The 24666-nt window shown below is 66.4% G+C and carries 25 protein-coding genes; 18 read left to right on the forward strand and 7 right to left on the reverse strand.

Annotated features, from left to right (window positions below):
- Positions 1-107: 107 nt before the first annotated feature.
- Positions 108-1127: a Leu/Phe/Val dehydrogenase gene (locus tag Q6A47_RS13865; RefSeq protein ID WP_295487360.1), complete on the forward strand. Its 1020-nt coding sequence runs from the start codon at positions 108-110 to the stop codon at positions 1125-1127.
- A gap of 20 nt (positions 1128-1147) precedes the next feature.
- On the opposite strand, the gene Q6A47_RS13870 is transcribed toward Q6A47_RS13865, so the two are convergent.
- Positions 1148-1417 (reverse strand): YebG family protein, encoded by a 270-nt coding sequence (locus tag Q6A47_RS13870; protein WP_029615010.1) that lies wholly within the window; start codon positions 1415-1417, stop codon positions 1148-1150.
- 271 nt (positions 1418-1688) lie between these two features.
- On the opposite strand from Q6A47_RS13870, the gene Q6A47_RS13875 reads away from it, so the two are divergent.
- A complete protein-coding gene (locus Q6A47_RS13875; RefSeq protein WP_037028783.1) occupies positions 1689-2162 on the forward strand; it encodes a phosphate-starvation-inducible protein PsiE in 474 nt (157 codons plus the stop codon).
- 3 nt (positions 2163-2165) lie between these two features.
- Here Q6A47_RS13875 and Q6A47_RS13880 read toward each other — a convergent pair whose 3' ends face one another.
- Both Q6A47_RS13880 and Q6A47_RS13885 read right to left on the reverse strand, forming a co-directional pair.
- Entirely contained in the window at positions 2166-2465 is a 300-nt protein-coding gene (locus Q6A47_RS13880) for a DUF3509 domain-containing protein (protein ID WP_039580015.1), read from the reverse strand.
- 159 nt (positions 2466-2624) lie between these two features.
- The gene (locus Q6A47_RS13885; RefSeq protein WP_029615012.1) at positions 2625-2969 is read right to left on the reverse strand and encodes an HPF/RaiA family ribosome-associated protein; all 345 of its coding nucleotides are present in this window, start codon (positions 2967-2969) and stop codon (positions 2625-2627) included.
- A gap of 258 nt (positions 2970-3227) precedes the next feature.
- On the opposite strand from Q6A47_RS13885, the gene Q6A47_RS13890 reads away from it, so the two are divergent.
- The 6 genes from Q6A47_RS13890 (at position 3228) to Q6A47_RS13915 (ending at position 9476) form a co-directional block, all read left to right on the forward strand.
- Positions 3228-3533, forward strand: coding sequence for a DUF3649 domain-containing protein (locus Q6A47_RS13890; RefSeq protein ID WP_295487369.1), 306 nt, complete (start codon positions 3228-3230; stop codon positions 3531-3533).
- A complete protein-coding gene (locus Q6A47_RS13895; protein WP_304484586.1) occupies positions 3530-5098 on the forward strand; it encodes a PepSY-associated TM helix domain-containing protein in 1569 nt (522 codons plus the stop codon). The genes Q6A47_RS13890 and Q6A47_RS13895 overlap by 4 nt, the downstream gene beginning before the upstream one ends.
- A complete protein-coding gene (locus Q6A47_RS13900) occupies positions 5098-5424 on the forward strand; it encodes a DUF3325 domain-containing protein (RefSeq protein ID WP_295487375.1) in 327 nt (108 codons plus the stop codon). Before Q6A47_RS13895 ends, Q6A47_RS13900 begins: the two co-directional genes overlap by 1 nt.
- Entirely contained in the window at positions 5421-5978 is a 558-nt protein-coding gene (locus tag Q6A47_RS13905; RefSeq protein WP_029615014.1) for an RNA polymerase sigma factor, read from the forward strand. Before Q6A47_RS13900 ends, Q6A47_RS13905 begins: the two co-directional genes overlap by 4 nt.
- Positions 5975-6952, forward strand: a complete 978-nt coding sequence (locus Q6A47_RS13910) for a FecR family protein (protein WP_304484587.1) — start codon at positions 5975-5977, stop codon at positions 6950-6952. Before Q6A47_RS13905 ends, Q6A47_RS13910 begins: the two co-directional genes overlap by 4 nt.
- A 130-nt stretch (positions 6953-7082) precedes the next feature.
- Complete coding sequence (locus Q6A47_RS13915) at positions 7083-9476, forward strand: TonB-dependent siderophore receptor (RefSeq protein WP_304484588.1); 2394 nt, start codon at positions 7083-7085, stop codon at positions 9474-9476.
- Positions 9477-9497: 21 nt separating this feature from the next.
- On the opposite strand, the gene Q6A47_RS13920 is transcribed toward Q6A47_RS13915, so the two are convergent.
- Positions 9498-10370, reverse strand: coding sequence for a helix-turn-helix domain-containing protein (locus Q6A47_RS13920; RefSeq protein WP_304484589.1), 873 nt, complete (start codon positions 10368-10370; stop codon positions 9498-9500).
- 172 nt (positions 10371-10542) lie between these two features.
- On the opposite strand from Q6A47_RS13920, the gene Q6A47_RS13925 reads away from it, so the two are divergent.
- The 4 genes from Q6A47_RS13925 to Q6A47_RS13940 all read left to right on the forward strand — a co-directional run bounded on the left by Q6A47_RS13925 (position 10543) and on the right by Q6A47_RS13940 (position 14387).
- Positions 10543-11448, forward strand: coding sequence for a DMT family transporter (locus Q6A47_RS13925; protein ID WP_295487388.1), 906 nt, complete (start codon positions 10543-10545; stop codon positions 11446-11448).
- Between the two features lie 85 nt (positions 11449-11533).
- Positions 11534-13045 (forward strand): glucosyltransferase domain-containing protein, encoded by a 1512-nt coding sequence (locus tag Q6A47_RS13930; protein ID WP_304484590.1) that lies wholly within the window; start codon positions 11534-11536, stop codon positions 13043-13045.
- Entirely contained in the window at positions 13042-13428 is a 387-nt protein-coding gene (locus tag Q6A47_RS13935; protein ID WP_295487394.1) for a GtrA family protein, read from the forward strand. The genes Q6A47_RS13930 and Q6A47_RS13935 overlap by 4 nt, the downstream gene beginning before the upstream one ends.
- Positions 13425-14387 (forward strand): glycosyltransferase family 2 protein, encoded by a 963-nt coding sequence (locus Q6A47_RS13940; protein WP_039579988.1) that lies wholly within the window; start codon positions 13425-13427, stop codon positions 14385-14387. Before Q6A47_RS13935 ends, Q6A47_RS13940 begins: the two co-directional genes overlap by 4 nt.
- A gap of 15 nt (positions 14388-14402) precedes the next feature.
- Here the strand turns inward: Q6A47_RS13940 and Q6A47_RS13945 are convergent, their stop codons facing one another.
- Together Q6A47_RS13945 and Q6A47_RS13950 are read right to left on the reverse strand one after the other, a co-directional pair.
- Positions 14403-15377 carry a 2-hydroxyacid dehydrogenase gene (locus tag Q6A47_RS13945; protein ID WP_304484591.1) on the reverse strand — a complete coding sequence of 325 codons (975 nt, stop codon included), beginning with the start codon at positions 15375-15377 and terminating at the stop codon, positions 14403-14405.
- A gap of 67 nt (positions 15378-15444) precedes the next feature.
- Entirely contained in the window at positions 15445-16377 is a 933-nt protein-coding gene (locus Q6A47_RS13950; protein ID WP_039579983.1) for a LysR family transcriptional regulator, read from the reverse strand.
- A gap of 179 nt (positions 16378-16556) precedes the next feature.
- On the opposite strand from Q6A47_RS13950, the gene Q6A47_RS13955 reads away from it, so the two are divergent.
- Genes Q6A47_RS13955 through Q6A47_RS13970 form a run of 4 tightly spaced genes read left to right on the forward strand, consistent with a single transcriptional unit; the run spans position 16557 to position 21246 of the window.
- On the forward strand, positions 16557-18026 hold the full coding sequence (locus Q6A47_RS13955; protein WP_304484592.1) for an efflux transporter outer membrane subunit: 1470 nt from the start codon (positions 16557-16559) through the stop codon (positions 18024-18026).
- The gene (locus Q6A47_RS13960; RefSeq protein ID WP_039579969.1) at positions 18023-20182 is read left to right on the forward strand and encodes an FUSC family protein; all 2160 of its coding nucleotides are present in this window, start codon (positions 18023-18025) and stop codon (positions 20180-20182) included. The genes Q6A47_RS13955 and Q6A47_RS13960 overlap by 4 nt, the downstream gene beginning before the upstream one ends.
- On the forward strand, positions 20172-20372 hold the full coding sequence (locus Q6A47_RS13965; protein ID WP_029614886.1) for a DUF1656 domain-containing protein: 201 nt from the start codon (positions 20172-20174) through the stop codon (positions 20370-20372). The genes Q6A47_RS13960 and Q6A47_RS13965 overlap by 11 nt, the downstream gene beginning before the upstream one ends.
- Before the next feature lie 10 nt (positions 20373-20382).
- A complete protein-coding gene (locus Q6A47_RS13970) occupies positions 20383-21246 on the forward strand; it encodes an efflux RND transporter periplasmic adaptor subunit (protein WP_304484593.1) in 864 nt (287 codons plus the stop codon).
- A gap of 112 nt (positions 21247-21358) precedes the next feature.
- Here Q6A47_RS13970 and Q6A47_RS13975 read toward each other — a convergent pair whose 3' ends face one another.
- Positions 21359-21808, reverse strand: a complete 450-nt coding sequence (locus Q6A47_RS13975) for a universal stress protein (RefSeq protein WP_039579964.1) — start codon at positions 21806-21808, stop codon at positions 21359-21361.
- Between the two features lie 175 nt (positions 21809-21983).
- On the opposite strand from Q6A47_RS13975, the gene Q6A47_RS13980 reads away from it, so the two are divergent.
- A complete protein-coding gene (locus Q6A47_RS13980; RefSeq protein WP_029613960.1) occupies positions 21984-22880 on the forward strand; it encodes a LysR family transcriptional regulator in 897 nt (298 codons plus the stop codon).
- Between the two features lie 237 nt (positions 22881-23117).
- On the forward strand, positions 23118-24650 hold the full coding sequence (locus tag Q6A47_RS13985; RefSeq protein WP_304484594.1) for an MFS transporter: 1533 nt from the start codon (positions 23118-23120) through the stop codon (positions 24648-24650).
- The last annotated feature ends 16 nt before the right edge of the window (positions 24651-24666 follow it).

Consider the following 24666-nt stretch of genomic DNA (forward strand, 5'->3'; position numbering starts at 1 on the left):
CACTTGAGGTGTAGCCTCGGTAGGCGCGTTCGTCCAGTGGTCTGGCCAACGCCCGGGCGATGGCGAACTGCCTATACTGGATGAGCACCGCGAAGGGGAGCCCGTCGATGTTCGCGCTCATGCAAAGCACCCGCACCCAGTCCCTGCACCTTTGGACCGATCCGGACACGGGCCTGAAGGCCGTGGTGGCCATCCACAGCCAGCACCTGGGACCGGCATTGGGCGGCTGTCGCTACCTGCCCTACGCCGATGAGCAGCGTGCACTGAGCGAGGCGGTGCAACTGGCGCAGGTGATGAGCTACAAGGCGGCGCTGGCGGGGTTGCCGTTCGGCGGGGGCAAGGCGGTGATCCTGCGCAATGTCCATGTCGAGAATCGGGCGGCGTTGTTCGAGGCATTCGGGCGCTTCGTCGACACCCTGCAAGGGCGTTTCATCACGGCGGTGGACAGTGGCACGTCCGTCCAGGACATGGACTGCATCGCCCGAGCCACGCCCCATGTCAGCAGCACGACAGCCTGTGGCGATCCTTCGCCGCACGCAGCGTTGGGGGTGTTCGCGGGGATTCGCGCCACGGCCATGGCGCGCCTGGGCAGCGACAACTTCGAAGGGCTGCGGGTTGCTGTGCAGGGCCTGGGCAACGTGGGCTATGCACTGGCCGAGCAACTGCATGCGGCCGGCGCCGAACTGCTGGTCAGCGACCTGGACCCCGGGCGGGTGAGGCTGGCGGTGGAGCAGCTCGATGCGCATCCCGTGGCGCACGACGCGCTGATCAGCACGCCCTGCGACCTGTTCGCACCCTGTGGTGTCGGACCGGTGCTCAATGCACAGAATGTGATGACCTTGCGCTGCGCAGCGGTGGCCGGTGCCGCCAACCAGCAACTGGCCGACTTGCAGGTGGCCGACCGACTGGAGACGCGCGGGATTCTCTATGCGCCGGAGTATGTGATCAACGCCGGTGGCCTGATTCACGTGGCCCTGACCCACCGTGGCGCCGACCCACGCACCATCACCGCGCATCTGGCCCGCATTCCCGAGCGGCTGACCGAAGTGTTCGCCCACGCCCAAGCCGAAAAACGCTCGCCTGCGCGCGTGGCGCACTGGCTTGCCGAGCGGCTGTTGTACGGCTGAGGCGCCGGTAGCGTTACGGCCTATTCGGCTTCGGCAGGCGTGTCTTCGAGCAACTCGGCCAATGCGTCGGGCTGGCTCTTGAACGCGCGGGCGAACACGTCGCGGTTCTTGGCCATGTAGATACCCGCTTCCTCCACCTGCTGCTCGTTCAGCGACGGCACGGCTTTTTGCAGGACTTCGGCCAGGCGCTCGGCCAATTCGAGCATCTTGTCATGACGATCGGCTTCGGCTTTATCCATGAACAAGCGCTCCGGGTCGCGGCTGCTGCGGTACACCACTTCGACGGCCATTCATCACCTCTGTGCCTTTTGCGTATGTGGGTTGGAAATATGGGGTGCACGATAACTGTATTTTTATACAGTGTCGAGCCTAGTCTATCGCCATCGACCTGGCGAGTGGCCATTTGATTTTAGCGGGCGCAGTGTCGGCAACTGATGACCACAGGTGTCGTGCGGCACTCGGCCGCCTTCCAAGCACGGGGCCTGGCCCTTTAACTGCATGCCACAAGCGTCACAAGGCTGACGCATCATGCTGCCTGTCGTCATGGGGAATCGAACGATCGTGAACATCAAATGGGCTGAAAAGCTGCGCAAGGGCCTGCACGGCTCCGCCGACTCACTGGGCAACCTGTGCGTCGAGTCCTTCCACTACCTGGCGTTGTTCGGCATCGGGGCGATCACCGCCTACGCTGCGGTGCTGACTTTCATCGACATGCTGTCCAAGGGCGGCATCAGCGTCGATGACATCCTGCTGTTGTTCATCTACCTGGAGCTCGGGGCGATGGTGGGGATCTATTTCAAGACCAACCACATGCCCATCCGCTTCCTGCTTTACGTGGCGATTACCGCGCTCACCCGCCTGCTGATCGGCGATGTGTCGCACCACAAGGCGCCGGACGTGGGGCTGCTGTACGTCTGCGGAGGGATTCTGCTGCTGGCGTTCGCGATCCTGGTGGTGCGCTACGCTTCGTACCGCTATCCGTCGACCCGGGTGATCGACGCCAGCGGCAAGGACATGGACGACGGCAAGGTCTGACGCTTAGCGCGCGATGCCCGCCATCTGCAGTACCCGCTCATGGGCACCGCGGTCGGTCATGGCGGCCAGCAGTTCCAGCGCGTCTTCGCCCTGCTCGATGGCCAGTCCCAGGCGGATGCTGTCGACCACACGGCGCAGGCGCACCGGGTCGTTGCGCTGCGCGGCGCTGATCAGGCGTTTGGCGACCACGCCGGTGTCCTTGGACAGGGTCAGCATGATGCTGCCGTCCAGGCGTTCGATACTGAGGTTGACCCGGTAGTGCGGGGCAAAGGCGTCGCTGATCAGGTCGAAGGGATTGGTCATGGGCCTGCATCTTCGCAAAGGTGTGCAAGCATTGACCGAAGGACAGGGCAGATGGTTCAGCGTCGTCGCTGAGGTGACCCGCGTCAGGGCTCCCTGCAGGCTCTGAAGGCCGCACACGAAAACGCCCGGTGCAGTGCACCGGGCGTTTTCAGTGAACCATCATTCTTCTTCGACGGGCTGCAACACGCTGCGCTTGCTGCGCAGCTTGCCGAACAGATGTTCCAGGGCATTGTTCAGCTTGTTCGCCGCGCCTTCGATCGCATGGTCCAGCGAATCGGCGGTGTGGCTGACGGAAATCGGTTGATGGCCTTTGGGCCGCGCCTCCATTTGGCAGCGTTTGTCTTGCGGACCGGCCTTGTCGCCGTTCTCGTCACGCAAGTGGACCTCGATGCGGGTGAGGTCATCCTCGTAGCGCTGCAGCGTGCTTTCCAGCGTGCTGCGGACCCATTCGTTCAGACGGCTGCTGCTGTCGATATGGTTGCTGCTGTTGACCTGGATTTGCATGATTCAATCCTTATTCAGCTTGCTCGCGTGGAGGCGTGCTCAGGCCCTTGAGGCCCCTGGAAATGCTTCGCCTCTTGACTCTAAAGTCAGGCAAGCGCCAAGGGATTTCAACCCCTGGCTGAAAATAAATGTTCTGTTGCATTCGCGCCCGTGCTGCGACGGGCGAGTCTCTGAAGGCGGACCGTCTCGAAGCTTTGCTTATGAGAATTGAAATCATTACTATTGCACGTCTTCATCTTCGCTTCGGACCGCCGCACCATGAAAAGCCAAGCCGCCGGCCTGCCTTTGCGCTATCGCCTGGCCGTCACCTCGCGCAGTCTCGCCGCCTTGTTCGGCGGTTATCTGCTGGCTTCGGCGGTGAGTGTCTGCACCAGCCTGCTGATGCCCGGCGCCCAGGTCGATGCGGCGCTGACCGGGATGATGCTGTCGTTCGTGTTCTACGTGCTCGCCTTCCTCTGGTGCTTCGCTTGCCGTAGCGCGCTGCGCGCCTGGCTGGGCGTGCTGCTGCCGGCATTGGTGCTGGGCGCGGTCGGTGTCTTGGCCTGGTGGGTGAAGCAGCCATGAAGGAAGGCTTCCGTCAGGCCATGGCCTGGTTGCACACCTGGACCGGGTTGATCTTCGGTTGGCTGCTGTTCGCCATCTTCCTCACCGGCACGCTGTCGTACTTCAAGGAAGAGATCACCCACTGGACCAAGCCGGAGATCCAGAGCCATCCGTTGAACCGGGCCGCGAGCCTCGATCTGGCCCAGCGCTACCTGCAAGCCCATGCCGCCCAGTCCAGCACCTGGTTCATTCGCCTGCCCAGCGAGCGCGAGGCGGCCTTGAGCGTTGGCTATCGCGAGCCCGAGCATTCGGGGCGGCGCGGCTTCAACGGCCAGGAACTGGATGCTGCGAGCGGCCAGCCGGTCGAAGGTCGCGACAGCCGGGGAGGCGAATTCTTCTATCGCTTCCATTTCCAGTTGGAGATGCCACACCCCTGGGGCCGTTGGTTGTCGACGTTCTGCGCCTTCATCATGCTGCTGGGGCTGGTGACCGGCATCATCACCCACAAGAAAATCTTCAAGGAATTCTTCACCTTCCGACCCGGCAAGGGCCAGCGCTCGTGGTTGGACGGCCACAACGCCATCGGCGTGCTGGTGCTGCCGTTTCACCTGATGATCAGCTACAGCAGCCTGGTGATCTTCATGTACATGGTGATGCCTGCCGGGATTCTCGCCAGTTATGGCGACACCAACAGTTACTTCAACGACTTGTTCGGGCGCGACGAAAGCATCGAACGCGTCGGCGTTGCCCCGCAGGTGCCGCTCTCGACCCTGTATCACAAGGTGCTGGAGCAAGCGCCGGGCGCACAGATCAATCTGATTCGTGTGGAGAATCCGGGCGATGCCAGCGCGCGGGTCACCCTCAGCCGCGCCTCGGCCGACAGCGTCGCCTACAGGCGCAGCGCCAACTGGACCTTCAACGGCGCCGACGGCGCGCTGCTGTCGCAGGGCGCGGCGGAAAGTGCGGCGATGATGACTTCCTTCACCTTCGTCGGTCTGCACATGGGCAATTTCGCTGGCGCCTGGCTGCGCTGGCTGTATTTCGTGTTCGGCGTCGCCGGCACGGCGGTGATCGGCACGGGCTTGGTGATGTGGCTGGGCAAGCGCCAGCTCAAACACGCCAAGCGCGAGCGTCAGCCGCCCGAACTGCGCCTGGTCGAGGTGCTTAACATCGCCAGCATGGCCGGGCTGCTGCTCGGCGTGGCCGCGTTCTTCTGGGCCAATCGGCTGGTGCCGGTGGCGCTGGAAGGCCGCGCCGAGTGGGAGATCAGGGCCTTCTTCGTGGCTTGGGGACTGTCGCTGGTGCATGCCACGCTGCGTCCCGGCCGGCGTGCCTGGGGCGAGCAGTTGGCCCTGGGCGCGGCGGCGTTCGGCCTGCTGCCGCTGCTCAACGGCCTCACCACCGGCCAGGGCCTGAACCATTCGATCGCCGTGGGCGATTGGGCCATGGCCGGCTTCGACCTCACCGCCCTGGGCACTGGGCTGTTCATGGCCTGGGCGGGGGCGAAGATGTTGCGCGCGCCCAAGCCCGTGGCCAAGCGCGCGGGCCGTGACAAGGCTGCCGGTCCCACTCTGGAAGCGAACTGATGCTGAGCGTTGCCCTGTTCAACTTCGCGGCGCTGGTCGCCCTGTGCCTGGCCATGGACAAGCACTTCACCGAGTTGCTCGCACGCAAGCCACGCGCAGTGGAATTGCGGGTCTTGCGCGTGGGCGGCGCGACGCTGTTGCTGCTGGCGCTGCTGCTGGCCGTGCACGTGCGCGGGCTGGCGTTGGGGCTGGTGGAGTGGACGGCGCTGCTCATGGCCGGTCTGACCCTGTGGGTGTTCGGCCTGCCCTACCTGCCGCGCGTGCTGCTGGGCCTGGCGGGCGCCAGCCTGGTGCTGGCGCCGCTGCTGGCGGTGTTCGCCGCGTGAGCGAGCCGGAACTCGACGAGGCCGGTGGTCGGGCGCGCTTCGTTCAGGTGTTCCTGGCCCAGCGTGGACGCATGGAGGCCTTGGTCAGTCGGCGCGTGGGCTGTCGCGCCACGGCTTCGGACCTGGTCCAGGAACTGTTCCTGCGCTTCTGGCGCCGACCTACGGTCAAGGTCGAAGCGTTGGACACCTACCTGCTGCGCTGCGCGGGTAACCTGGCCATCGACCACTTGCGCAGCGAAGGCAGTCGCGGGCGGGTGGCCGAGGGGCTTTATCTGGACGATGAAGAGCCGTCGGCCCAGGCGCCCGAGCAGGCGCTGGAGGTCGATCACGACCTGCGCCGAATCGAACAGGCCCTGCGCGATCTGCCCGAGCGCACCCGGCAGATTTTCCTGCTCAACCGTATTCACGGCTGCAAGTACGGCGAGATCGCCAAGGCCATGCAGCTGTCCCAGAGTGCGGTGGAAAAGCATATGATGCGCGCCCTAGAAGCGTGCAAGGCGAGTGTCGCCGAGCCCGCCACCGCAACGCGCAGGCCAGGGAGCGAGCGCCGATGAGTCCGTCCGAGCCGATCACCGCCGAGCAGTCGCGCATGGCCCTGGGCTGGCTGAGTCGTATCAACGAGCAGCCAGCCGCCGCCGACGGCGCGGCGTTCAAACGCTGGTTGCTGGCGCACCCGGCGCACCGTGACGCCTACGCCGAGGCCCAGGCACTGTGGCACCAGAGCGAGGGCCCGGCGCTGCGCCTGGCCGAAGAGGAGCAGGCGCAACTGCAGCAGTATCTCCAGGCCATGCGCCCGTCATCGACGCGTCGGCGCTGGCGGGGAGCCGCGCTGGCGACGGCGGCCTGCCTGGTGCTGGCGCTGGGCAGCCTGGCCGGCTGGCAGCCGCAGTTCTGGCTGCAGGATCTGCGCGCCGATTACCGCAGCGCGGCGCAGGTGCGGCAGGTCACGCTCAGCGACGGTTCGCGCCTGACCTTGGATGCCGGCAGCGCCGTCGCCCTGGACTTCGCCGCCGGCCAGCGCCGTGTGCGCCTGTTGCGCGGTGCGGCGTTCTTCGAGGTGACCCACACCGGCGCGCCATTCCTGGTGCAGGCCGCTGGCGGCGAAGTCCGGGTGCTGGGCACGCAGTTCGAGGTGCGCGAGCGCGGCGACAGCGCCGAGGTCACCGTGCGCAGCGGACGCGTGGCGGTGACGCCGGCGCCGGGCGCGACACCGCGCGAACTGGTCGCCAATCAGCAGCTGCGTTATGCCGATGGTCACGCCGGAGAAATGCAGACGGTGGACAGCGACAGCCGGCTGGCGTGGCGTCAGGGCTGGCTGAACTACTACCAAGTGCCGTTGGCGCAGGTGGTCGACGACCTGCAGCGCTATTACCCAGGACGCCTGCTGCTGCTCGACGACGCGTTGGCGCAGCGCCCGGTCAGCGGCAGTTTCCCGGTACAGGAGCCGTTGCAGGCCCTGGCGTCGCTGGGCAAGGTGCTGGGTTTCACGCCGCAGACCTTCTTGGGCCGGGTGACGATCATTCGCTGAGTGCAGCAGGCCCGGGGCGCCGTCGAAAAATATTTTCAAAAGCGGGTGAGGTGAAACGGGCTCGCATCCGTGTAGTGAGTGAAAGTGCGATTCATTCGCAATCAACCCGTTCCCTCACAGGTCTGCGTACATGAAGTTCACCCCGCGTTGCGTCCCTCTCTGGTTCGGTCTTTGCGCCTCGTCCCTGCTGACGCAGGCGCCACTGGCCCGTGCGGCCGAGCAGGTCCAGCTGTTCACCTTCGCCCAGCCCGCCCAGCCTCTGGCCCAGGCACTGGCGGCGTTCAGCCAGACCACCGGGCAGAGCGTGGTGTACACCCTGGCGCTGTCCGGCCAGCAGGCACCGGCGCTGAACGGCGCATTGAGCGCCGAACAGGCCTTGCAGCAGTTGCTCGGCCAGTCGGGTTTGATCTGGCGTCGTCTCGACGCCCGCACCTTCACCCTGGAGGCGATGGATACCGCTGGCGCCGTCAGCCTGCAAGCCACCAACGTCACCTCGCAGTTGGACAACTTCAGTTACCAGCCGCCGGCCAGCGCCTCGATCATGCGCGGCCAGGGCCCGAACCTGGAGATCCCCCACGCGATCAACGTGGTGTCTGCCCAGGTGCTGCGCGACCAGGCCCCGCGCAACCTCGACGACGCGTTGGCCAACGTCAGCGGCATCACGCAGGGCAACAACTTCGGCGGCACCGCCGACACGGTGATGAAGCGCGGCTTCGGCGACAACCGCGACGGCTCGATCATGCGCGACGGCATGCCGCTGGTGCAGGGCCGCAGCCTCAACGCCACCACCGAGCGGGTCGAAGTGCTCAAAGGCCCGGCCTCGCTGCTCTACGGCATCCAGGATCCGGGTGGGGTGATCAACGTGGTCAGCAAGCGCCCACAGATGCAGCAGTACAACGCCTTGACCGTGCGCGGCTCCAGCTACGGCAGTGGCAAGAACGGCTGTGGCGGCAGCTTCGACAGTACCGGCGCGCTGGGCGACAGCAACCTGGCCTATCGCCTGATCGTCGACCACGAGGACGAAGACTACTGGCGCAATTTCGGCGTGCACCGCGAGTCGCTGGTGGCGCCGTCGCTGGCCTGGTACGGCGAAGACACCCAGGTGACTTTCGCCTACGAGCACCGCGAGTTCCTCTCGCCATTCGACCGTGGCACGGCGATCAGCAACCGCACCAACCACCCGCTGGACATCCCGGCCACGCGTCGCCTGGACGAGAAGTTCAACGACATGGAAGGGCGCTCGGACCTGTATCGCCTGGAAGTCGACCATCAGTTGGCCGACGACTGGAAAGTGCACATGGGTTACAGCTTCAACCGCGAAACCTACGATGCCAGCCAGGTGCGGGTGACCGGCGTCAACGATGCCCTTGGCACCTTGAACCGCAGTATCGACGGCACCCAAGGCGCCATGAGTCGCGACCAGTTCGCCACCTTGAGCCTGACCGGCAACGTGCAACTGGCCGGCATGCAGCACGACCTGCTGCTGGGCATGGACCACGAAGACCGCAAGGTCTACCGCGCCGACCTGATCCGCCAGGCCAGCCGTTCGAGGTTCAGCTACCTGAACCCGATCTATGGTCGTGAGCCGGAAGGCACGACCGTGCGCGCCAGTGACAGCGACCAGACTGACAAGCTGCGCACCGACTCGCTGTTCGCCCAGGACGCCGTGCACCTGGACGATCACTGGATCGCCGTGGCTGGCGTGCGCCTGCAGCAGTACGACCAACTCGCCGGACGCGGACGCCCCTTCAGCACCAACACCGATACCCGCGACCACGCCTGGACCCCGCATGCCGGGCTGGTCTACAAGGTCGACGAGCAGTTGTCGTTCTATGGCAGCTACAGCGAGTCGTTCAAGCCCAACTCCAGCATTGCGCCGTTGACCGGTGGGCGCGTGCTCGATGCCTCCATCGCGCCGGAGGAGGGCAAGGCCTGGGAGCTGGGCGCCAAGCTCGATATTCCGGGTCAGATCACCGGCACCCTGGCGCTGTTCGACATCACCAAGCGCAACGTGCTGGTGGCCAACCTCGATCCACGCTCGGGCGAAACCCTCTACAGCAACGCCGGCGAGGTCAATTCGCGCGGCGTCGAACTCGACCTGAGTGGCCAGCTCAGCGAGCGCTGGAGCCTGATCGGCAGCTACGCCTTCACCGATGCCGAAGTCACCAAGGATCCGGCGCTCAAGGGCAATCGCCTGCAGAACGTGGCGCGCCACAGCGGCTCGCTGTCGGCGGTGTACGACTACGGCAGCCTGTTCGGCGGCGACCGCCTGCGCCTGGGCGCCGGTGCGCGCTACGTGGGCGAGCGTGCCGGCAACCCGAGCAACGACTTCGACCTGCCGGCCTACACCGTGGCCGACGCCTTCGCCAGCTACGAAACCCAGTTGGACGCGCACAAGGTGCGCCTGCAACTGAACGTGAAGAACCTGTTCGACAAGGTCTACTACAGCTCGGCGGTGAACCGTTACTTCGTCGCCATCGGCGATGCACGCCAGGTCAGTCTGTCGAGCACCTTGGAGTTCTGACGCCTCGCTGAACGCGCAGGCTCAGGCGAACGCGGCGCGATACGCTCCTGGCGTAGCGCCGAGGGCCTGGCGGAAGCGGTTGCTGAAGTGACTGGCGCTGGCGAAGCCGCACAGCAGCGCCACCTGCCCCAGCGGCAGGTCGCCCTGGCGCAGCAGGCGGCACGCCAGCTCCAGGCGCCGCGCCAGCAGGTACTGGTGTGGCGGCAGGCCGAAGCTTTCGCGGAACATCCGCGCGAAGTGATATTCGGACAGGTTGCAACGCTGCGCCAGATCCGCCAGGGCCAGCGGCTGGTCGAGATGCGCCTCGATGTAGTCGGTCAGTTGCCTGCGCTGGTGCGGCGCCAGCCCGCCTTTGAGCCGCAGGCCCTGGCGCAGCCCGACCTGGTCGAGCACGGCGTGGTCGACGATGGCATGCGCTAGGCTGCTGGCCAGCAGACGCTCGCCCGGCTCGTCCCAGCCCAGGTCGATCAATTGACGAAAGCGCAAGGCTTGCTGCGGCTCGTCGATGAAGATCGCTTCGTGCAACTGCATCTGCCGCGGCTCGCGGTCCAGCAGGCGCAGGCAACCGAGGGCGAAGCGTTCTTCGCTGATGTACAGGTGGGCCAGGCGGATGCTGCCGTCGATCACCCAGTTGGACTCATGGCCGGCCGGCATGATGCACAGCTTGCCCGGCGCGCCTTTGTCGGCGGGGCGCTGGCGGCGATAGGTGCCCGTGCCGTCGGCGATGTAGCACGACAGCGTGTGGTGGCTCGGCGCCTGATAGTCGCGGGTGTCGTCCCGGTTGTTCCACAAGGCCACGGCCAGACCCTCGCCGAGCTGTGCGCTGGACTCCAGGCGCGCCCGCGGCGAGCTGTGCAGGGCATTGAACACGTGCAGTTGATGAAGTGGCGGCATCGGCGGGTTCCTCGTGACTCGCATCCTACTGCGCGGCGGGCGCGTTGCGCAGAGGGCGGAGCGCAAAAGCGCAAGTTTGTGCAAGCGCGGTGGCGCCAGCCGGTGAAGACTGCGGCGGTCGAGGTCGGGCCGCGCACGCCCAGCCGTCACTTCTCGCGCAAGGATCCACGCCATGAACCTGTCCCTGTACCTGCTCACCGTCCTGATCTGGGGCACCACCTGGATCGCCCTGAAGCTGCAACTGGGCGTGGTGGCTATCCCGGTCTCGATCGTCTACCGCTTCGCGCTGGCCGGGTTGATCCTGTTCGCCGTCCTGCTGCTGACCCGCCGCCTGCAACCGATGGGGCGGCGGGGGCACCTGATCTGTCTGGCCCAGGGCCTGTGCCTGTTCTGCGTCAACTTCATGTGTTTTCTCACCGCCAGCCAATGGATCGCCAGTGGGCTGATCGCCGTGGTGTTCTCCACGGCGACCTTGTGGAACGCCCTGAACGCGCGGCTGTTCTTCGGCCAGCGCATCGCCGCCAATGTGCTCGGCGGCGGTGCGCTGGGGCTGCTCGGCCTGGGGCTGCTGTTCTGGCCTGAACTGTCGGACCATACCGCCAGTACCGAAACCCTGGTCGGCCTGGCATTGGCGTTGTTCGGCACCTTGTGTTTCTCGGCGGGCAACCTGCTCTCCAGCCTACAGCAGAAGGCGGGCCTGCGGCCGATGACCACCAACGCCTGGGGCATGGTCTACGGTGCGACGCTGCTGGGCCTGTACTGCCTGGTCAGCGGCGTGCCGTTCAGCGTGGAATGGAACGCGCGCTATATCGGCTCGCTGCTGTACCTGGTTATACCTGGCTCGGTGATCGCCTTCACCGCCTACCTCACCCTGGTCGGGCGCCTGGGGCCGGAGCGTGCGGCGTACTGCACCGTGCTGTTCCCGCTGGTGGCGCTGAACGTCTCGGCCTTCGCCGAAGGTTACCAGTGGACGCCACCGGCGCTGCTGGGCCTGCTGGCGGTGATGGCCGGCAATGTGCTGGTGTTTCGCAAGCCACGACCGATCAAGGCGCCAGGTGCGGCATTGGCGATGAAGTGACGGGCGTGCCTGGCGGGGTTGCAGCAGACGCCAGCGTGGGAGTGTCTACACTTGGTCCACTCCCTCAGATCCCACCAGGTAGGTCATGCAGTCAGTCTCGTCATGGAATCGCCCGCTCACCCTGCGCCAAGCGCAGTTGATCTGCCTGTGTGCGCTGGCGTTGCATGTGTTGCCGCTGATCCTCGCCGACGCGATGTACCTCGACGATGTCTGGCGGGCGCAGACCGCCATCGGTCATTGGAGCGGCGAGGGCCGTCTGCTGACCCAGTGGCTGCATGCCGGGCTGAGCTTTGCCGGTGGTGCCATCAACCTGTTTCCCTTGCCGTTGCTGCTGGTCCTACCCGTGGTGGCCTACGCCTTGGCGCGGCTGGCCCAGCACTATTTCATCGAGCCGCGACCCAGCGATCTGCTGGTAGTGCTGCCGCTGTGGTACAGCCCGTTCTTTTTGCAGAACCTGTCGTACCAGTACGACGGCCCGGCCATGGCGCTGGGGGTGTCGGCGATGATCCTGGCCATTACCGTCGGGCCGCGCCGCCTGCTGGCTGGCGCGGCGCTCATCGCCTGCGGCCTGGGTTTTTATCAGGTGACGCTGAACCTGTTCGTCGGCCTGTGCTGCATCGAGGCGGTACGCGGGCTGCTGCGTGGCGATGAACTGACGAGGGTGCTCGGGGCAGCGGGGCGGCGGCTGCTTCAGGCGCTGTCGGGCGGGGTGCTGTACGTGCTGCTGGCGTTGCCGTGGATGTCCGGGCAGCGCCTGGCGTTGCTGGCGTTCGATTCAGCATGGCCTGGCGAAGTGCTGAGGCGGCTGGGCGTGGTGTTCGAGCATGTTGCGCTGTGGTTCACGCCCGGCAACCTGATCCTGGCGATCGGGCTTGGGCTGCTGGCGCTGATCGGCGTATTGCGCTCGGTTCCGGCGCTACGCAGCGCGTACGGAGTGGGCGGGTTGCTGGTGCGGGGCATCGGCCTGTCGCTGGTGCTGCTGGTGCTGCTCAGCATGACCTCGGGGATCATGCTGATCTTCGCCTACTTCATTCACGGTGCACGCACCTTGATGGGCTTTGCCTGCGTGCTGGTACTGCTGCTTTACCTCGCTCGGCGCGGCCTGGGCGAGGCCTCGCCCCACCGCGCCCTGATCCTCGGCCTGCCGCTGTTATCGATGCTGTCGCTGGCCTATGCCTATGGCCGCGTGCTGGAGGCGCAGAAAGCGCAGACGGCGGCCATCGCCCAGTACATCGGCCAGGACATCCTCAGCCACCCCGAGCTGGACAAGGCGCGGGCCTTCTATCTGCTCGAGTCGAACCAGTCCGACGGTTGGCTGCCGGCCGCCTCTGGTGCGCTGACGCGGGCGCCGCTGCTCGCGCTCATTCGCAGTTCTGATTTCGTCCTGCTGCCGGAGATGATGACGCAGGTCGGCATGGGCCAGTTCTACCTCAACAGCAGCGCCAACCAGAGCCCGCCACCGGCCTGGCAGGCCGACGCGCTGGCGGCTCGGGGCGGCACGCCGGTGGTCGACAACCGCTTCTATCGCATCTACCTGATCGACCAGCAGGGCTACGTGGTGACCAAGCCGCAGCACCGCCCCTGGACACTGCCATGACCCCACACGCGCATGGCCTGTGGCGGCAGATGCGTCGCTATGCCCTGGTCGGGGTGGGCAACACCTTGACCCACTGGGCGGTGTTCTTCGGCCTCTACCTGCTGCTGGGCCTGCGCCAGGCCACCAGCAACCTGCTGGCCTTCCTGGCCGCCGCAAGCCTGTCGTACTACGTCAACGCCCGCTACACCTTCGCCGCACGCCCCAGCAAGCGCCGCTACCTGCTGTTCATGTCCGGCATGGGCGCCTTGAGCCTGGCCCTGGGCGCGATTTCCGACTGGGCGCAATTGTCGCCGTGGTTGACGCTGTCGAGCTTTTCCGCGCTGAGCCTGGTGTTGGGCTACAGCTTTTCACGCCGTGTGGTCTTCAGAGGAAGGACGCCATGAACATCACCTTGATCGTGCCGGTGTACAACGAGCAGGACACCCTCGAGCACTTCTACCGCACCGTGCGCGCCGAGCCGTCGCTGCAGGGCATGACGGTGGAGATCCTGTTCGTCAACGACGGCAGCAGCGACGACACCGAAGCCCTGTGCGCGGAACTGGCGCTGCGCGACGAGTGGGTGACGGTGATCAACTTCTCGCGCAACTTCGGCAAGGAGTCGGCGCTGTTCGCCGGGCTGGAGTACGCCGATGGCGATGCCATGGTGCCGATCGACGTGGACCTGCAAGACCCCATCGAGCTGATCGCGCAGATGGTCGAGCGCTGGCGCCAGGGCGCCGACGTGGTCCTGGCCAAGCGCCGCAGCCGCAACGCCGACACCCCACTCAAACGCTGGACCGCGCGCCTGTACTACCGGCTGCACAACCGCATCGCGTCCACCCATATCGAGGAGAACGTCGGCGACTTCCGCCTGCTCGACCGCAAGGTGGTCGCGGCGATCCGCCAGTTGCCGGAGCAGCAGTTGTTCATGAAGGGCGTGCTGTCGTGGGTGGGCTTTCGCACCGAGATCATCGAGTACGACCGCCCGCCACGGGTGGCGGGGGAGAGTAAGTTCGGCCTGTGGCGGCTGTGGAACCTGGCGCTGGACGGCATCACCTCGTTCAGCACGGTGCCGCTGCGCTTGTGGACCTACATCGGCGCCGCGGTGTCGCTGTTCGCGCTGTTCTTCGCCGTGTACCTGATCGTGCAAAAGGTGCTGTGGGGCGTGGACCTGCCAGGCTATCCGTCGCTGCTGTCGGCGATCCTGTTCCTCGGCGGGGTGCAACTGATCGGTATCGGCATCCTGGGCGAGTACGTGGGGCGCATCTACCAGGAGACCAAGCACCGTCCGCGCTACGTGGTGCGCAAGGTACAGGGGCGGCGGCGGCAGCCGCGCGCCCCGGTGACGACGCCGTCCGTGTAGCCGGCGCCGATCGCCTCAGCCCTTCCACACCTGCGGATTGACCAGATCGCGCGGCCGCTCGCCGAGCAGCGCCGCGCGCAGGTTGTCGAGGGCACGGTTGGCCATGGCCTCGCGGGTTTCGGCGGTGGCCGATCCCACATGGGGCAGCGTCAGGGCGTTGGGCAGCGCGAACAGCGGCGAGTCGGCCAGCGGCTCTTTCTCGTACACGTCCAGTCCGGCGCCGCGAATCGTACCGGCTTGCAGCGCTTCGATCAGCGCTGCCTCGTCCACCACCGGGCCCCGGGCGATGTTGATCAGGAACGCGCTGGGCTTCATCAGTTTCAGTTCGCGGGCGCCGATCAGCTTGCGCGTAGCGTCGGACAGCGGCACCACGATGCAGACGAAATCGGCTTCGCCCAGCAACTGCTCCAGGCTGCGGTATTGCGCGCCCAGTTCCTGCTCCAGCGCCGGCTTGCGGCTGTTGCCGGCGTACAGCACCGACATGCCGAAGCCGAGCCGCCCGCGTCGGGCGATGGCCGCGCCGATGTTGCCCAGGCCGACGATGCCCAGGGTCTTGCCGTGCACGTCGCTGCCGAACTGCGCCGGTCCGACGCTGGCCTGCCAGTGCCCGGCCTTGGTCCAGGCATCGAGCTCGGCGGTGCGCCGGGCGCAGCCCATGATCAGTGAAAAGCCCAGGTCGGCGGTGCTTTCGGTGAGCACGTCGGGGGTATTGGTCAGGGCGATGCCGCGTTCGTTGAAGTAGTCCAGGTCGTAGTTGTCGTAGCCCACCGAGACGCTGGACACCACCTCGAGCTTGCCCGCGCCTTCGAGCTGCGCGCGGCCCAGCTTGCGGCCGACGCCGATCAGCCCGTGGGCCTCGGGCAGCGCCTCGTTGAACTGGGCGCTGATGTCGCCGAGCTTGGGGTTGGGCAGGATCACGTTGAAATCCTGCTGCAGGCGCTCGGCCATGGCCGGCGTGATACGGCTGAAAGCCAGGACGGTCTTTTTCATGGGCTACTCCTTGGGAAGCGCTACACGCTACGCGTTTACGGCGGCGAGAAAAAGCGGCGGCCGCTTTCTAAAGGTGGGTCTTGAGATCGGCCTCATGCGCGGCGAGGATCTCCGGCAGCGAATTGCGCAGGTACTCCACCCAGGTCTTGATCTTCGCGTCCAGATACTGGCGCGAGGGGTAGATGGCGTAGAGGTTCAGCTCCTGCAGGCGGTACTCGGGCATCACCCGCACCAGGCTGCCGTCGCGCAGGCCGTCGATGGCTGAATAGATGGGCAGCACGCCCACGCCCATGCCGCTGCGGATCGCAGTCTTCATGGCGTCGGCGGAATTGACCTGGAACGGCGAGCTGGTGACGTTCACCACCTCTTGTCCTTCGGGGCCGTTGAACAGCCACTTCTCCAGGGCAATGACCGGGCTGACCATGCGCAGGCATTGGTGCTTGAGCAGTTCGGCGGGCTTTTGCGCGCTGCCGTGGCGGGCCACGTAGTCCGGCGAGGCGCAGACGATGCTGTAGGTGATGCCCAGGCGCTGGGAAACGAAACCCGAGTCGGGCAGCTCGGTGGCCAGCACGATGGAGACGTCATAGCCCTCGTCGAGCAGGTCCGGCACGCGGTTGGCCATGGTCAGGTCGAAGGTGACGTCCGGGTGGGTTTCGCGGTAGCGGGCGATGGCATCGACCACGAAGTGCTGACCGACGCCGGTCATCGAATGCACTTTCAATTGCCCGGCCGGACGGGCATGGGCGTCGCTGGCCTCGGCCTCGGCTTCTTCGACGAAGGTGAGGATCTGTTCGCAGCGCATCAGGTAGCGCTTGCCGGCCTCGGTCAAGGCGATGCGGCGGGTGGTGCGGTTGAGCAGGCGGGTTTGCAGATGGGCTTCCAGGTTGGAGACCGCCCGCGACACGTTCGCGGTGGTGGTGTCCAATTGCCCGGCAGCGGCGGTGAAGCTGCCGAGCTGGGCGACGCAACTGAAAGCACGCATGTTTTGCAGGGTGTCCATGGGTCACTCTCGATTTAGAGGGCGAAATTGTGACATGCCGCGACAAAAAAGCACGTGCGACCAAAGCCGGATTATCGCTGTTTCGGTAACAAAGATTCGCAGGAATACGTGCTTATCGCCAATGAAACCCGCCCCTAGAATTGCCCGGCCCACCACCTCATCCTCGGGAAATCGCCGCAGTGCCGCGTCGCCACCTCGGAGCGTTTCGAACGCTCAGTGCCTGTGCCCTCAGTCTGACCTTGAGCGGCTGCATCGCCACCTTGGGCATCGCCCCGCAAAGCCACACCCTGCAACCCAATGAACTGAGCATCGACCACGCCATCGGCGCGGCCGCACAGGACGCCGCCTGGCCCGCCCAGCAGTGGTGGCGAGCCTACCGCGATCCGCAACTGGACCGCTGGATCGAACTGGCCCTGGCCGGCAGTCCGACCCTGGCCATGGCCGCCGCCCGTGTGCGTCAGGCCCGTTCCATGGCGGGTGTGGTCGAATCGCGCGAGCAGCTTCAGGGCGATGGCGCGCTCACCCTCAAGCGCCACAACTGGCCGGACGATCAGTTCTATGGCCCCGGCGCGCTGTCCGGCGCCAACACCTGGGACAACGATGCCCACCTCGGCCTGCGCTACGCCCTGGACCTGTGGGGCGCCGAGCGCAACGCCAGCGAGCAGGCCGTGGACCAGGCCCACGTGCGCGTCGCCGAAGCCCGGCAGGCGGCCCTGGAGCTGCAGAACAATGTGGTGCGTGCCTACATCGACCTGAGCCTGCAGTTCGCCCGGCGCGACATCGTCGCCGCCGAGCTGACCCAGCAGCAGCAGATTCTCGACCTGGCCCAGCGTCGCCTGGCCGCCGGTATCGGTACCCACCTGGAAGTGAGCCAGGCCGAGGCGCCGCTGCCGGAAACCCATCGCCAGCTCGACAGCCTCGACGAGGCCATCGCCCTGAGTCGCAACCAACTGGCGGCGCTGGCTGGCAAAGGGCCGGGGGAGGGCGCCCGCCTGGCGCGGCCGAGCCTGTCGCTGGCCGCGCCGCTGGCCCTGCCGTCGGCGTTGCCCGCCGAGCTGATCGGCCAGCGCCCGGATGTGGTCGCCAGCCGCTGGCAGGTGCAAGCCCAGGCCCGGGGTATCGATGTGGCCCACGCCGCGTTCTTCCCCAATGTCGACCTGGTCGGCGGCCTGGGTTTCATGGCCACTGGCGGTGGCCCGCTGGCGTTTCTCAGCGGCCGCACGTTCAGCTACAACGTGGGCCCTGCCATCAGCCTGCCGATCTTCGACGGCGGCCGCCTGCGCGCGCAGTTGGGCGCGGCCTCGGCCGAGTACGACCTGGCAGTGGCGCACTACAACGCCACGGTGATCGACGCCTTGAAAGCGGTGTCCGATCGACTGATCCGCCGCGAGTCGTTGCAGCAGCAGGCGCGTTTTGCCACCGAGTCGGTCGCCGCCGCGCAGAAGACCTACGACATGGCCACCCTCGCGTTCCAGCGCGGGCTCACCGATTACCTCGACGTGCTCAATGCCCAGACCCTGCTGTTTCGCCAGCAGCAGGTGCAGCAGCAGGTGCAGGCCGCGCGCCTGAGCGTGCATGCCGACCTGGTCACCGCGCTGGGCGGCGGGCTGGGCGCAGGGGCTGATGTGCCGTCGGAGCCGCCGCGATGAGGGACTGGCTGGCGCGCCTTGAGTGGCGCCGCGGTTTCTTCGCCTGGGCGCGCACCGACGGCGTCACCTGGATCTACATCTTCAAAGTGCTGGCCGCCGCCTTCCTGACCCTCTGGCTGGCCATGCGCCTGGAATTGCCGCAGCCGCGCACGGCGATGATCACGGTGTTCATCGTCATGCAGCCGCAAAGCGGTCATGTGTTCGCCAAGAGCTTCTACCGCCTGCTTGGCACCCTGGCCGGCTCGGCGATGATGGTCACGCTGATCGCGCTGTTCCCGCAGAACACCGAGCTGTTCCTGCCCAGCCTGGCGCTGTGGGTGGGCCTGTGCTCGGCCGGGGCCATGCGCTATCGCACCTTTCGCGCCTATGGGTTCGTGCTGGCCGGCTACACCGCCGCGATGATCGGCTTGCCGGTGCTGCAGCACCCGGACCAGGCGTTCATGGCGGCGGTGTGGCGCCTGCTGGAGATTTCCCTGGGCATCCTCGTCTCCACCCTGGTCAGTGCCGCGATCCTGCCGCAATCGGCCAGCGCGGCCATGCGCCACGCGCTCTACCAGCGCTTCGGCGTGTACGCCGGGGTGATGGTCGAAGCCTTGCGCGGCCACAGCGAGCGCGCCCAGCTCGAGACCCGCAACGTGCGCTTCATCGCCGAGGCCGTGGGGTTGGAAAGCCTGCGTAACGTCACCGCCTTCGAAGACCCGCACATGCGCCGCCGCTCCGGCCGGCTGATGCGCATGAACAGCGAGTTCATGGCCATCACCACCCGTTTCAACGCGCTGCACCGGCTGCTGGAGCGGCTGCGGGCGCGCGGGCCTGCGCAGATCGTTGTGGCCATCGAGCCAGGCGTGCAGACCCTGGTGGCGTTGCTCGAACCCTACGTGAACCGCTACCTGACCGACCCTGACGCCCTGCGCCTGACCCTGGAACTGGCCGCCTACAAGGACGGCCTGCAAACCCAGGTGCGCAGCCTGCGCGCTGCCTACCTGGAGACGTCACCCAGCGAAGCCGACCTACTGGATTTCCACACCACCTACGAGCTGCTCTATCGCCTGATCGACGAGCTCTACAGCTACGCCCAGACCCACGCGTCGCTGGCGGCGCACAACCACGAGCGCGAACGCTGGGACGAGCCCTACGTGGCCCAGACCAGTTGGCTGGTGTCGCTGGCCGCCGGGGTGCGCGGCGCGGCCGTGCTGTTGCTGCTGGGCAGCTATTGGCTGCTCAGCGACTGGCCCAGCGGCGCCATGATGACCTTGGTCGCCACGGTCACCGCCGGGCTCTCGGCGGCCTCGCCCAACCCGCGGCGGATGGCGTTCCAGATGGCCTGCGGCACCTTGCTCGGTGCCTTCATCGGCTTTTTCGAAACCTTCTTCGTATTCCCCTGGATCGACGGCTTCACCCTGCTGTGCCTGGTGCTGGCACCGGTGTTCGCGCTCGGTGCGTTTCTCGCCTCGCGCCCGGCCTATGCCGGCTACGGGGTGGGCCTGCTGGTGTTCTTCTCGATCGGCTCGGTGCCGAACAACCTCACGGTCTACGACCCGTACAGCTTCATCAACGACTACCTGGGCATGGTCATCGGCATGCTGGTGTGCGCTGCGGCCGGGGCGATCATCCTGCCGCCGAACAGCCGCTGGCTGTGGAGCCGCTTGCAGCAGGCGCTGCGCGAGCAGGTGCTGTTCGCCATCGGCGGGCGCCTGCGCGGCCTGGGGTCGGCGTTCGAGAGCCGCACCCGCGACCTGCTGCACCAGGCCTACGGTCTGGCCGCTGGCAAGCCGCAGGTGCAGGCCGAACTGATGGACTGGATGTTCGTGGTGTCGGAGGTCGGCCACGCCATCATCGAGTTGCGCAAGGAGCAGGCTAACGCCCCGGTGCACCCGGCCTACGCCGAGTCGCAGGCGTGGCGCCAGGCGATCCGGGTGATGGGCCGGGCCTTGGCGCGGCTGTTCCTGCAACCCAGTGCCGCCAACCACGAGCGTGCGCTGGTGGCCGTGGATCACGCCATCAGCCGCGTGCAGGCCACCGACGAACCGTTCGCCCGGCACTTCGACACCTCGGTACTGCGCCGCGCACAGAGTTACCTGCACTTCATCCGCAGCTCCCTGCTCGACCCCCAGTCACCCCTGGCCCCGGCCAAAGGATTGCACCATGCCCCGTGAGATCGCCTTCCATGGCGTGTACCTGCCCACCATGACCTTGATGTTCCTGCTCGCTGCGGGCCTGGCCTGGGGCCTGGACCGCTTCATCGCCAGCCATGACGGTTATCGTTTTTTCTGGCACCCGGCGCTGCTGCGCCTGTCCCTGTTCGTCTGCCTGTTCGGCGTGATGGCGCTGTCGGTCTACTGGTGAGAATGCCCCGATGAAAAAGTTCTTCAGCCTGCTGGCCACCTTGCTGGTGCTCACCGCTGCCGTGGTGATCGGTCGCCAGTTGTGGCTGCACTACATGACCACCCCCTGGACCCGCGATGGCCGCGTGCGCGCCGATATCATCAACGTCGCTGCCGACGTACCTGGCTATGTGGTCGAGGTGCCGGTGCACGATAACCAGCGGGTGAAGAAGGGCGATGTGCTGATTCGCATCGACCCCGAGCATTACCGGGTGGCGCTGGATCAGGCGCGCGCGCTGGTGGCTTCGCGCAAGGCCACTTGGGAGATGCGCAAGAACAACGCCCGCCGCCGCGCCGATCTGGACAACCTAGTGATCTCCAAGGAGAACCGCGACGACGCCAGCAACCTCGCCAACGCCGCGCTGGCCGATTACCAGCAGGCCCAGGCGCAGTTGGCGGCGGCTGAGCTGAACCTCAAGCGCACCGAGATCCTCGCCAGCGTCGACGGCTACGTGACCAACCTCAACGTTCATCAGGGCGACTACGCCCGCACCGGCGAGGCGGTGATGGCGGTGGTGGACGAGCAGTCGTTCTGGGTCTACGGGTTCTTCGAGGAAACCAAGCTGCCCCATGTGAAACCGGGCGATCGGGCCGAGTTGCAGATGATGAGCGGCGAGGTGCTGCAGGGGCATGTGCAGAGCATCGCCCGAGGGATCTACGACCGCGACAACCCGCAGAGCCGCGAGCTGGTCGCGGACGTCAACCCGACCTTCAACTGGGTGCGCCTGGCCCAGCGGGTGCCAGTGCGCATTCACATCGACGAGGTGCCCGAGGGCTATCTGTTGGCGGCGGGCACCACCTGTACGGTGGTGGTGACGCCGAGCATTGAAGACTGAATCCGCCGCGAAGCGGGCGCAACACCTGGCGACCGAAATCATCCTGAAACCCCGCGATGGCTGATGACGGCGCGCTGCGCGCCAGGCCTTCGCGACAGGCTGTGAGCAGGTGTCAGGACGCGGGGCAGACCAGCACCGGCACCTTCACCCGGTCGATCACCTTGGCACTGATCGACGGGTCCAGCAGTCGCCCCAGCCGCGACAGGTGCCGGTGGCCCATGACGATCAGGGCGCAGTCCAGTGCCTGGGCCTTGGCGACGATAGCGTCCTGTGGCTGCCCAGCGACCATGGCGCTCTCGCAGTCGAAGCCCGCCTCGCGCAAGGTGGCCACGGCCTGCTGCAGGGCGCGCTCGGCCAGTTGCTGCTCGTCGCAGGCCGCAGGATATTCCTCGCGCTCCTCTTCGGAATAGGTCGCCGGGCGCGCGTGCACGGCGAAGGTCGGGTCGATGGCCAGGAGCACGTGCAGGCGGTGTTGGTCGGGGCGGCAGTAGCGACGCGCGAGGTCGATCAGCGCGGTGCTGGCGGGGGAGGCGTCGATGGCGATGAGGATCGGCTGAGGCATGGAAACTCCTGGCGGGGTGGGGTTCGCCGCAGCGATTGACCCGCAAACGACCGCTCGCATTCTTGCGCCTTTGCCAGCCACGATAAAGAGCCTGCCGCGCACGTCGTCATTGCACCAGACGCAATCGTGCGACCTGCTACCATCGCGCTTCACACACGGATCACGGTAATCGCCCATGCAACTTCCGGACATGAACCTGCTGGTCGCCCTCGACGCTTTGCTCGACGAGGGCAGCGTGGTGGGCGCGGCGCAGCGCATGAACCTGAGCCCTGCCGCCATGAGCCGGACCCTGGGGCGCATTCGCGAGGCGCTCGGCGACCCGATCCTGGTGCGCGCCGGGCGCGGTCTGGTGCCTACCCCTCGGGCGATGGCCCTGCGAGATCAGGTGCGGGCGCTGGTGGAGCAGGCCGGGCTGGTGTTCAACAGCGGCGAGGACGTAGACCTGTTAGGCCTGGAGCGCACGTTCAATATCCGCACCAACGACCTGTTCGTCGCCTTGTACGGCGCACGCCTGCTGCATGTCATGCAGGAACAGGCGCCGCGCACGGTGCTGCGCTTCGTGCCGGAGGCGCATGGCGACGACGACCTGGTGCTGCGCCAGGGCCAGATCGACCTGGTGGTGAGTTCGAGCATCGACCTGGGCCCGGAGATCAAGGTGCAGCATCTGTTCGACACCCATTTCGTCGGTCTGGCCCGCGAGCAGCATCCGATCTTCGCGCAGCCCATCACCCCCGAGCGCTTCACCCTGTATCCACAGATCAGCGTCTCGCGCCGTGGCCGCGCCAATGGCCCGATCGACGTGGAGCTGGCCAACCACAAGCTGCAACGGCGCATCGCGCTGATCACCCCCAGCTTCCACTCAGCGATGTTCTCGCTGCCGGTGTCGGACCTGATCCTGCCGATGCCGGCCAACATCCTCGGCAATGTCCTGGAATTCGGCCTGCCGCTGCGCGCCTTCGAGATCCCGGTCCCCCTGGAAAAAGTGCGAGTGATGCAAGCCTGGCACCCCCGCTTCGACAACGACCCCGCCCACCGCTGGCTACGCCGCACCGTCAAGGACTGCGCCGCCTAGCGGCGCTTAGCTTTAAGCTGCAAGCGGAAAAGGCGAGCTGCAAGGGGCAAGCTGCAAGCTGCAAGAAAAATCAAAAGCGCCGCGATCCGCTTTTACTTGCAGCTTGCCGCTCGAAGCTTGCCGCTGGTTAGAGTTGCGCCCGGCGCAACTCTAACCTTCCGACAAGTCAGTTTTCGTAAGCATTGGCCGCCTCTAAAATTCTTCCAGCCAAGAATTGTTGCTGGAGATGTCTTAATCATGAGTGCCCTGACCGCACCTGCTATCGCCGCCCCGGTGGCCGCAGCGCCTGCGCAATCGCCGTTTGGGCTGCGGGTGGTGGTGGGGCTGTTCGGCGTGCTGCTGGCGGTGCTGTGTGCCGGGCTCAATGAAGGGGTGACCAAGATCGCCTTGGCCGATATACGCGGGGCCATGGGCATCGGCGCCGATGAAGGGGCCTGGCTGCTGGCGGTGTATGCCGCGGCGTCGGTGTCGGCCATGGCCTTCTCGCCCTGGCTGGCCACCACCTTTTCCTTGCGCCGCTTCACCCTCATCGCCATTGCCGCCTTTGCCGGGCTCGGCCTGGTGCAGCCGTTCGCCCCCAACCTGCACAGCCTGATGCTGCTGCGCGTGTTGCAAGGCTTCGCCTCCGGCGCATTGCCGCCGATGCTGATGAGCGTGGCGCTGCGTTTCCTGCCGCCGGGGATCAAGGTCTATGGCCTGGCCTGCTATGCCCTCACCGCCACCTTCGGACCGAACCTGGGCACGCCGCTGGCCGGGCTGTGGACCGAGTACGTCGGCTGGCAGTGGGCGTTCTGGCAGATCATCCTGCCGTCGCTGCTGGCCATGGGCTGCGTGGCCTGGGGGTTGCCGCAGGATCCGCTGCGCCTGGAACGCTTCGCCCAGTTCGACTGGCGCGGCGTGCTGCTGGGCCTGCCGGCCATCAGCAGCCTGGTGTTGGGCCTGTCGCTGGGCGACCGCTGGGGCTGGTTCGACTCGCCGCTCATCTGTTGGCTGCTCGGCGGGGGCAGCCTGCTGCTGGTGCTGTTCCTGTACAACGAATGGTCCGAACCGCTGCCGTTCTTCCAGTTGCGCCTGCTGTCGCGGCGCAACCTGAGTTTTGCCCTAGTGACGGTGGCCGGGGTGCTGATCGTGCTCTCGGGGGTGGCCAGCATTCCTTCGGCCTACCTGGCGCAGATCCAGGCCTATCGCCCGGCGCAGACCAGCCCGCTGATGCTGCTGGTGGCGCTGCCGCAACTGTTGGCCCTGCCGCTCACCGCCGCGCTGTGCAATATCCGCGCGGTGGACTGCCGCTGGGTGCTGGCGGCCGGGCTGGCGATGCTCGCGGCTTCGTGCCTGGGCAGCAGCCTGCTGACCAGCCAGTGGATTCGCGGCGACTTCTACCCGTATTACGTGTTGCAGGTGTTCGGTCAGCCGATGGCGGTGCTGCCGCTGCTGATGCTCTCCACCACCGGCATGAGCCCGCAGGATGGCCCGTTCGCCTCGGCCTGGTTCAACACGGTCAAAGGGCTGTCGGCAGCGGTCGCCGCCGGCCTGCTCGATGCGCTGGGCACCCTGCGCCGGCATTTCCATTCCAACCACCTGGTCGACAGCCTGGGTAACGCGCCGCTGGTGGACGACGCAGCGGCCAACCTGGCCGGGCGCCTGCATCAGCAGGCCCTGGTGCTGACCAGTGCCGACCTGTACCTGGTGATGGCGGCTGTCGCCGTTGCCCTGATCTGCCTGATTCCCTTCGTGCCTACCCGGGTCTTCCCACCCCGTGCCGTGGCCTGATCCCGTTCGAGACAAG

Origin of the sequence: Pseudomonas boreofloridensis (genome assembly GCF_030580795.1) — a bacterium.
GTDB lineage: Bacteria > Pseudomonadota > Gammaproteobacteria > Pseudomonadales > Pseudomonadaceae > Aquipseudomonas > Aquipseudomonas boreofloridensis.

What these genes read in the sequence shown, in the direction of transcription:
- Q6A47_RS13865 (WP_295487360.1), top strand. Translation starts at nt 108, where the DNA reads ATGTTCGCGCTCATGCAAAGCACCCGCACCCAGTCCCTGCACCTTTGG.
- Q6A47_RS13880 (WP_039580015.1), bottom strand. Translation starts at nt 2,465, where the DNA reads ATGACCAATCCCTTCGACCTGATCAGCGACGCCTTTGCCCCGCACTAC.
- Q6A47_RS13900 (WP_295487375.1), top strand. Translation starts at nt 5,098, where the DNA reads ATGCTGAGCGTTGCCCTGTTCAACTTCGCGGCGCTGGTCGCCCTGTGC.
- Q6A47_RS13925 (WP_295487388.1), top strand. Translation starts at nt 10,543, where the DNA reads ATGAACCTGTCCCTGTACCTGCTCACCGTCCTGATCTGGGGCACCACC.
- Q6A47_RS13985 (WP_304484594.1), top strand. Translation starts at nt 23,118, where the DNA reads ATGAGTGCCCTGACCGCACCTGCTATCGCCGCCCCGGTGGCCGCAGCG.
- Q6A47_RS13890 (WP_295487369.1), top strand. Translation starts at nt 3,228, where the DNA reads ATGAAAAGCCAAGCCGCCGGCCTGCCTTTGCGCTATCGCCTGGCCGTC.
- Q6A47_RS13915 (WP_304484588.1), top strand. Translation starts at nt 7,083, where the DNA reads ATGAAGTTCACCCCGCGTTGCGTCCCTCTCTGGTTCGGTCTTTGCGCC.
- Q6A47_RS13930 (WP_304484590.1), top strand. Translation starts at nt 11,534, where the DNA reads ATGCAGTCAGTCTCGTCATGGAATCGCCCGCTCACCCTGCGCCAAGCG.
- Q6A47_RS13965 (WP_029614886.1), top strand. Translation starts at nt 20,172, where the DNA reads ATGCCCCGTGAGATCGCCTTCCATGGCGTGTACCTGCCCACCATGACC.
- Q6A47_RS13960 (WP_039579969.1), top strand. Translation starts at nt 18,023, where the DNA reads ATGAGGGACTGGCTGGCGCGCCTTGAGTGGCGCCGCGGTTTCTTCGCC.
- Q6A47_RS13980 (WP_029613960.1), top strand. Translation starts at nt 21,984, where the DNA reads ATGCAACTTCCGGACATGAACCTGCTGGTCGCCCTCGACGCTTTGCTC.
- Q6A47_RS13870 (WP_029615010.1), bottom strand. Translation starts at nt 1,417, where the DNA reads ATGGCCGTCGAAGTGGTGTACCGCAGCAGCCGCGACCCGGAGCGCTTG.
- Q6A47_RS13950 (WP_039579983.1), bottom strand. Translation starts at nt 16,377, where the DNA reads ATGGACACCCTGCAAAACATGCGTGCTTTCAGTTGCGTCGCCCAGCTC.
- Q6A47_RS13975 (WP_039579964.1), bottom strand. Translation starts at nt 21,808, where the DNA reads ATGCCTCAGCCGATCCTCATCGCCATCGACGCCTCCCCCGCCAGCACC.
- Q6A47_RS13970 (WP_304484593.1), top strand. Translation starts at nt 20,383, where the DNA reads ATGAAAAAGTTCTTCAGCCTGCTGGCCACCTTGCTGGTGCTCACCGCT.
- Q6A47_RS13895 (WP_304484586.1), top strand. Translation starts at nt 3,530, where the DNA reads ATGAAGGAAGGCTTCCGTCAGGCCATGGCCTGGTTGCACACCTGGACC.
- Q6A47_RS13885 (WP_029615012.1), bottom strand. Translation starts at nt 2,969, where the DNA reads ATGCAAATCCAGGTCAACAGCAGCAACCATATCGACAGCAGCAGCCGT.
- Q6A47_RS13935 (WP_295487394.1), top strand. Translation starts at nt 13,042, where the DNA reads ATGACCCCACACGCGCATGGCCTGTGGCGGCAGATGCGTCGCTATGCC.
- Q6A47_RS13920 (WP_304484589.1), bottom strand. Translation starts at nt 10,370, where the DNA reads ATGCCGCCACTTCATCAACTGCACGTGTTCAATGCCCTGCACAGCTCG.
- Q6A47_RS13910 (WP_304484587.1), top strand. Translation starts at nt 5,975, where the DNA reads ATGAGTCCGTCCGAGCCGATCACCGCCGAGCAGTCGCGCATGGCCCTG.
- Q6A47_RS13940 (WP_039579988.1), top strand. Translation starts at nt 13,425, where the DNA reads ATGAACATCACCTTGATCGTGCCGGTGTACAACGAGCAGGACACCCTC.
- Q6A47_RS13945 (WP_304484591.1), bottom strand. Translation starts at nt 15,377, where the DNA reads ATGAAAAAGACCGTCCTGGCTTTCAGCCGTATCACGCCGGCCATGGCC.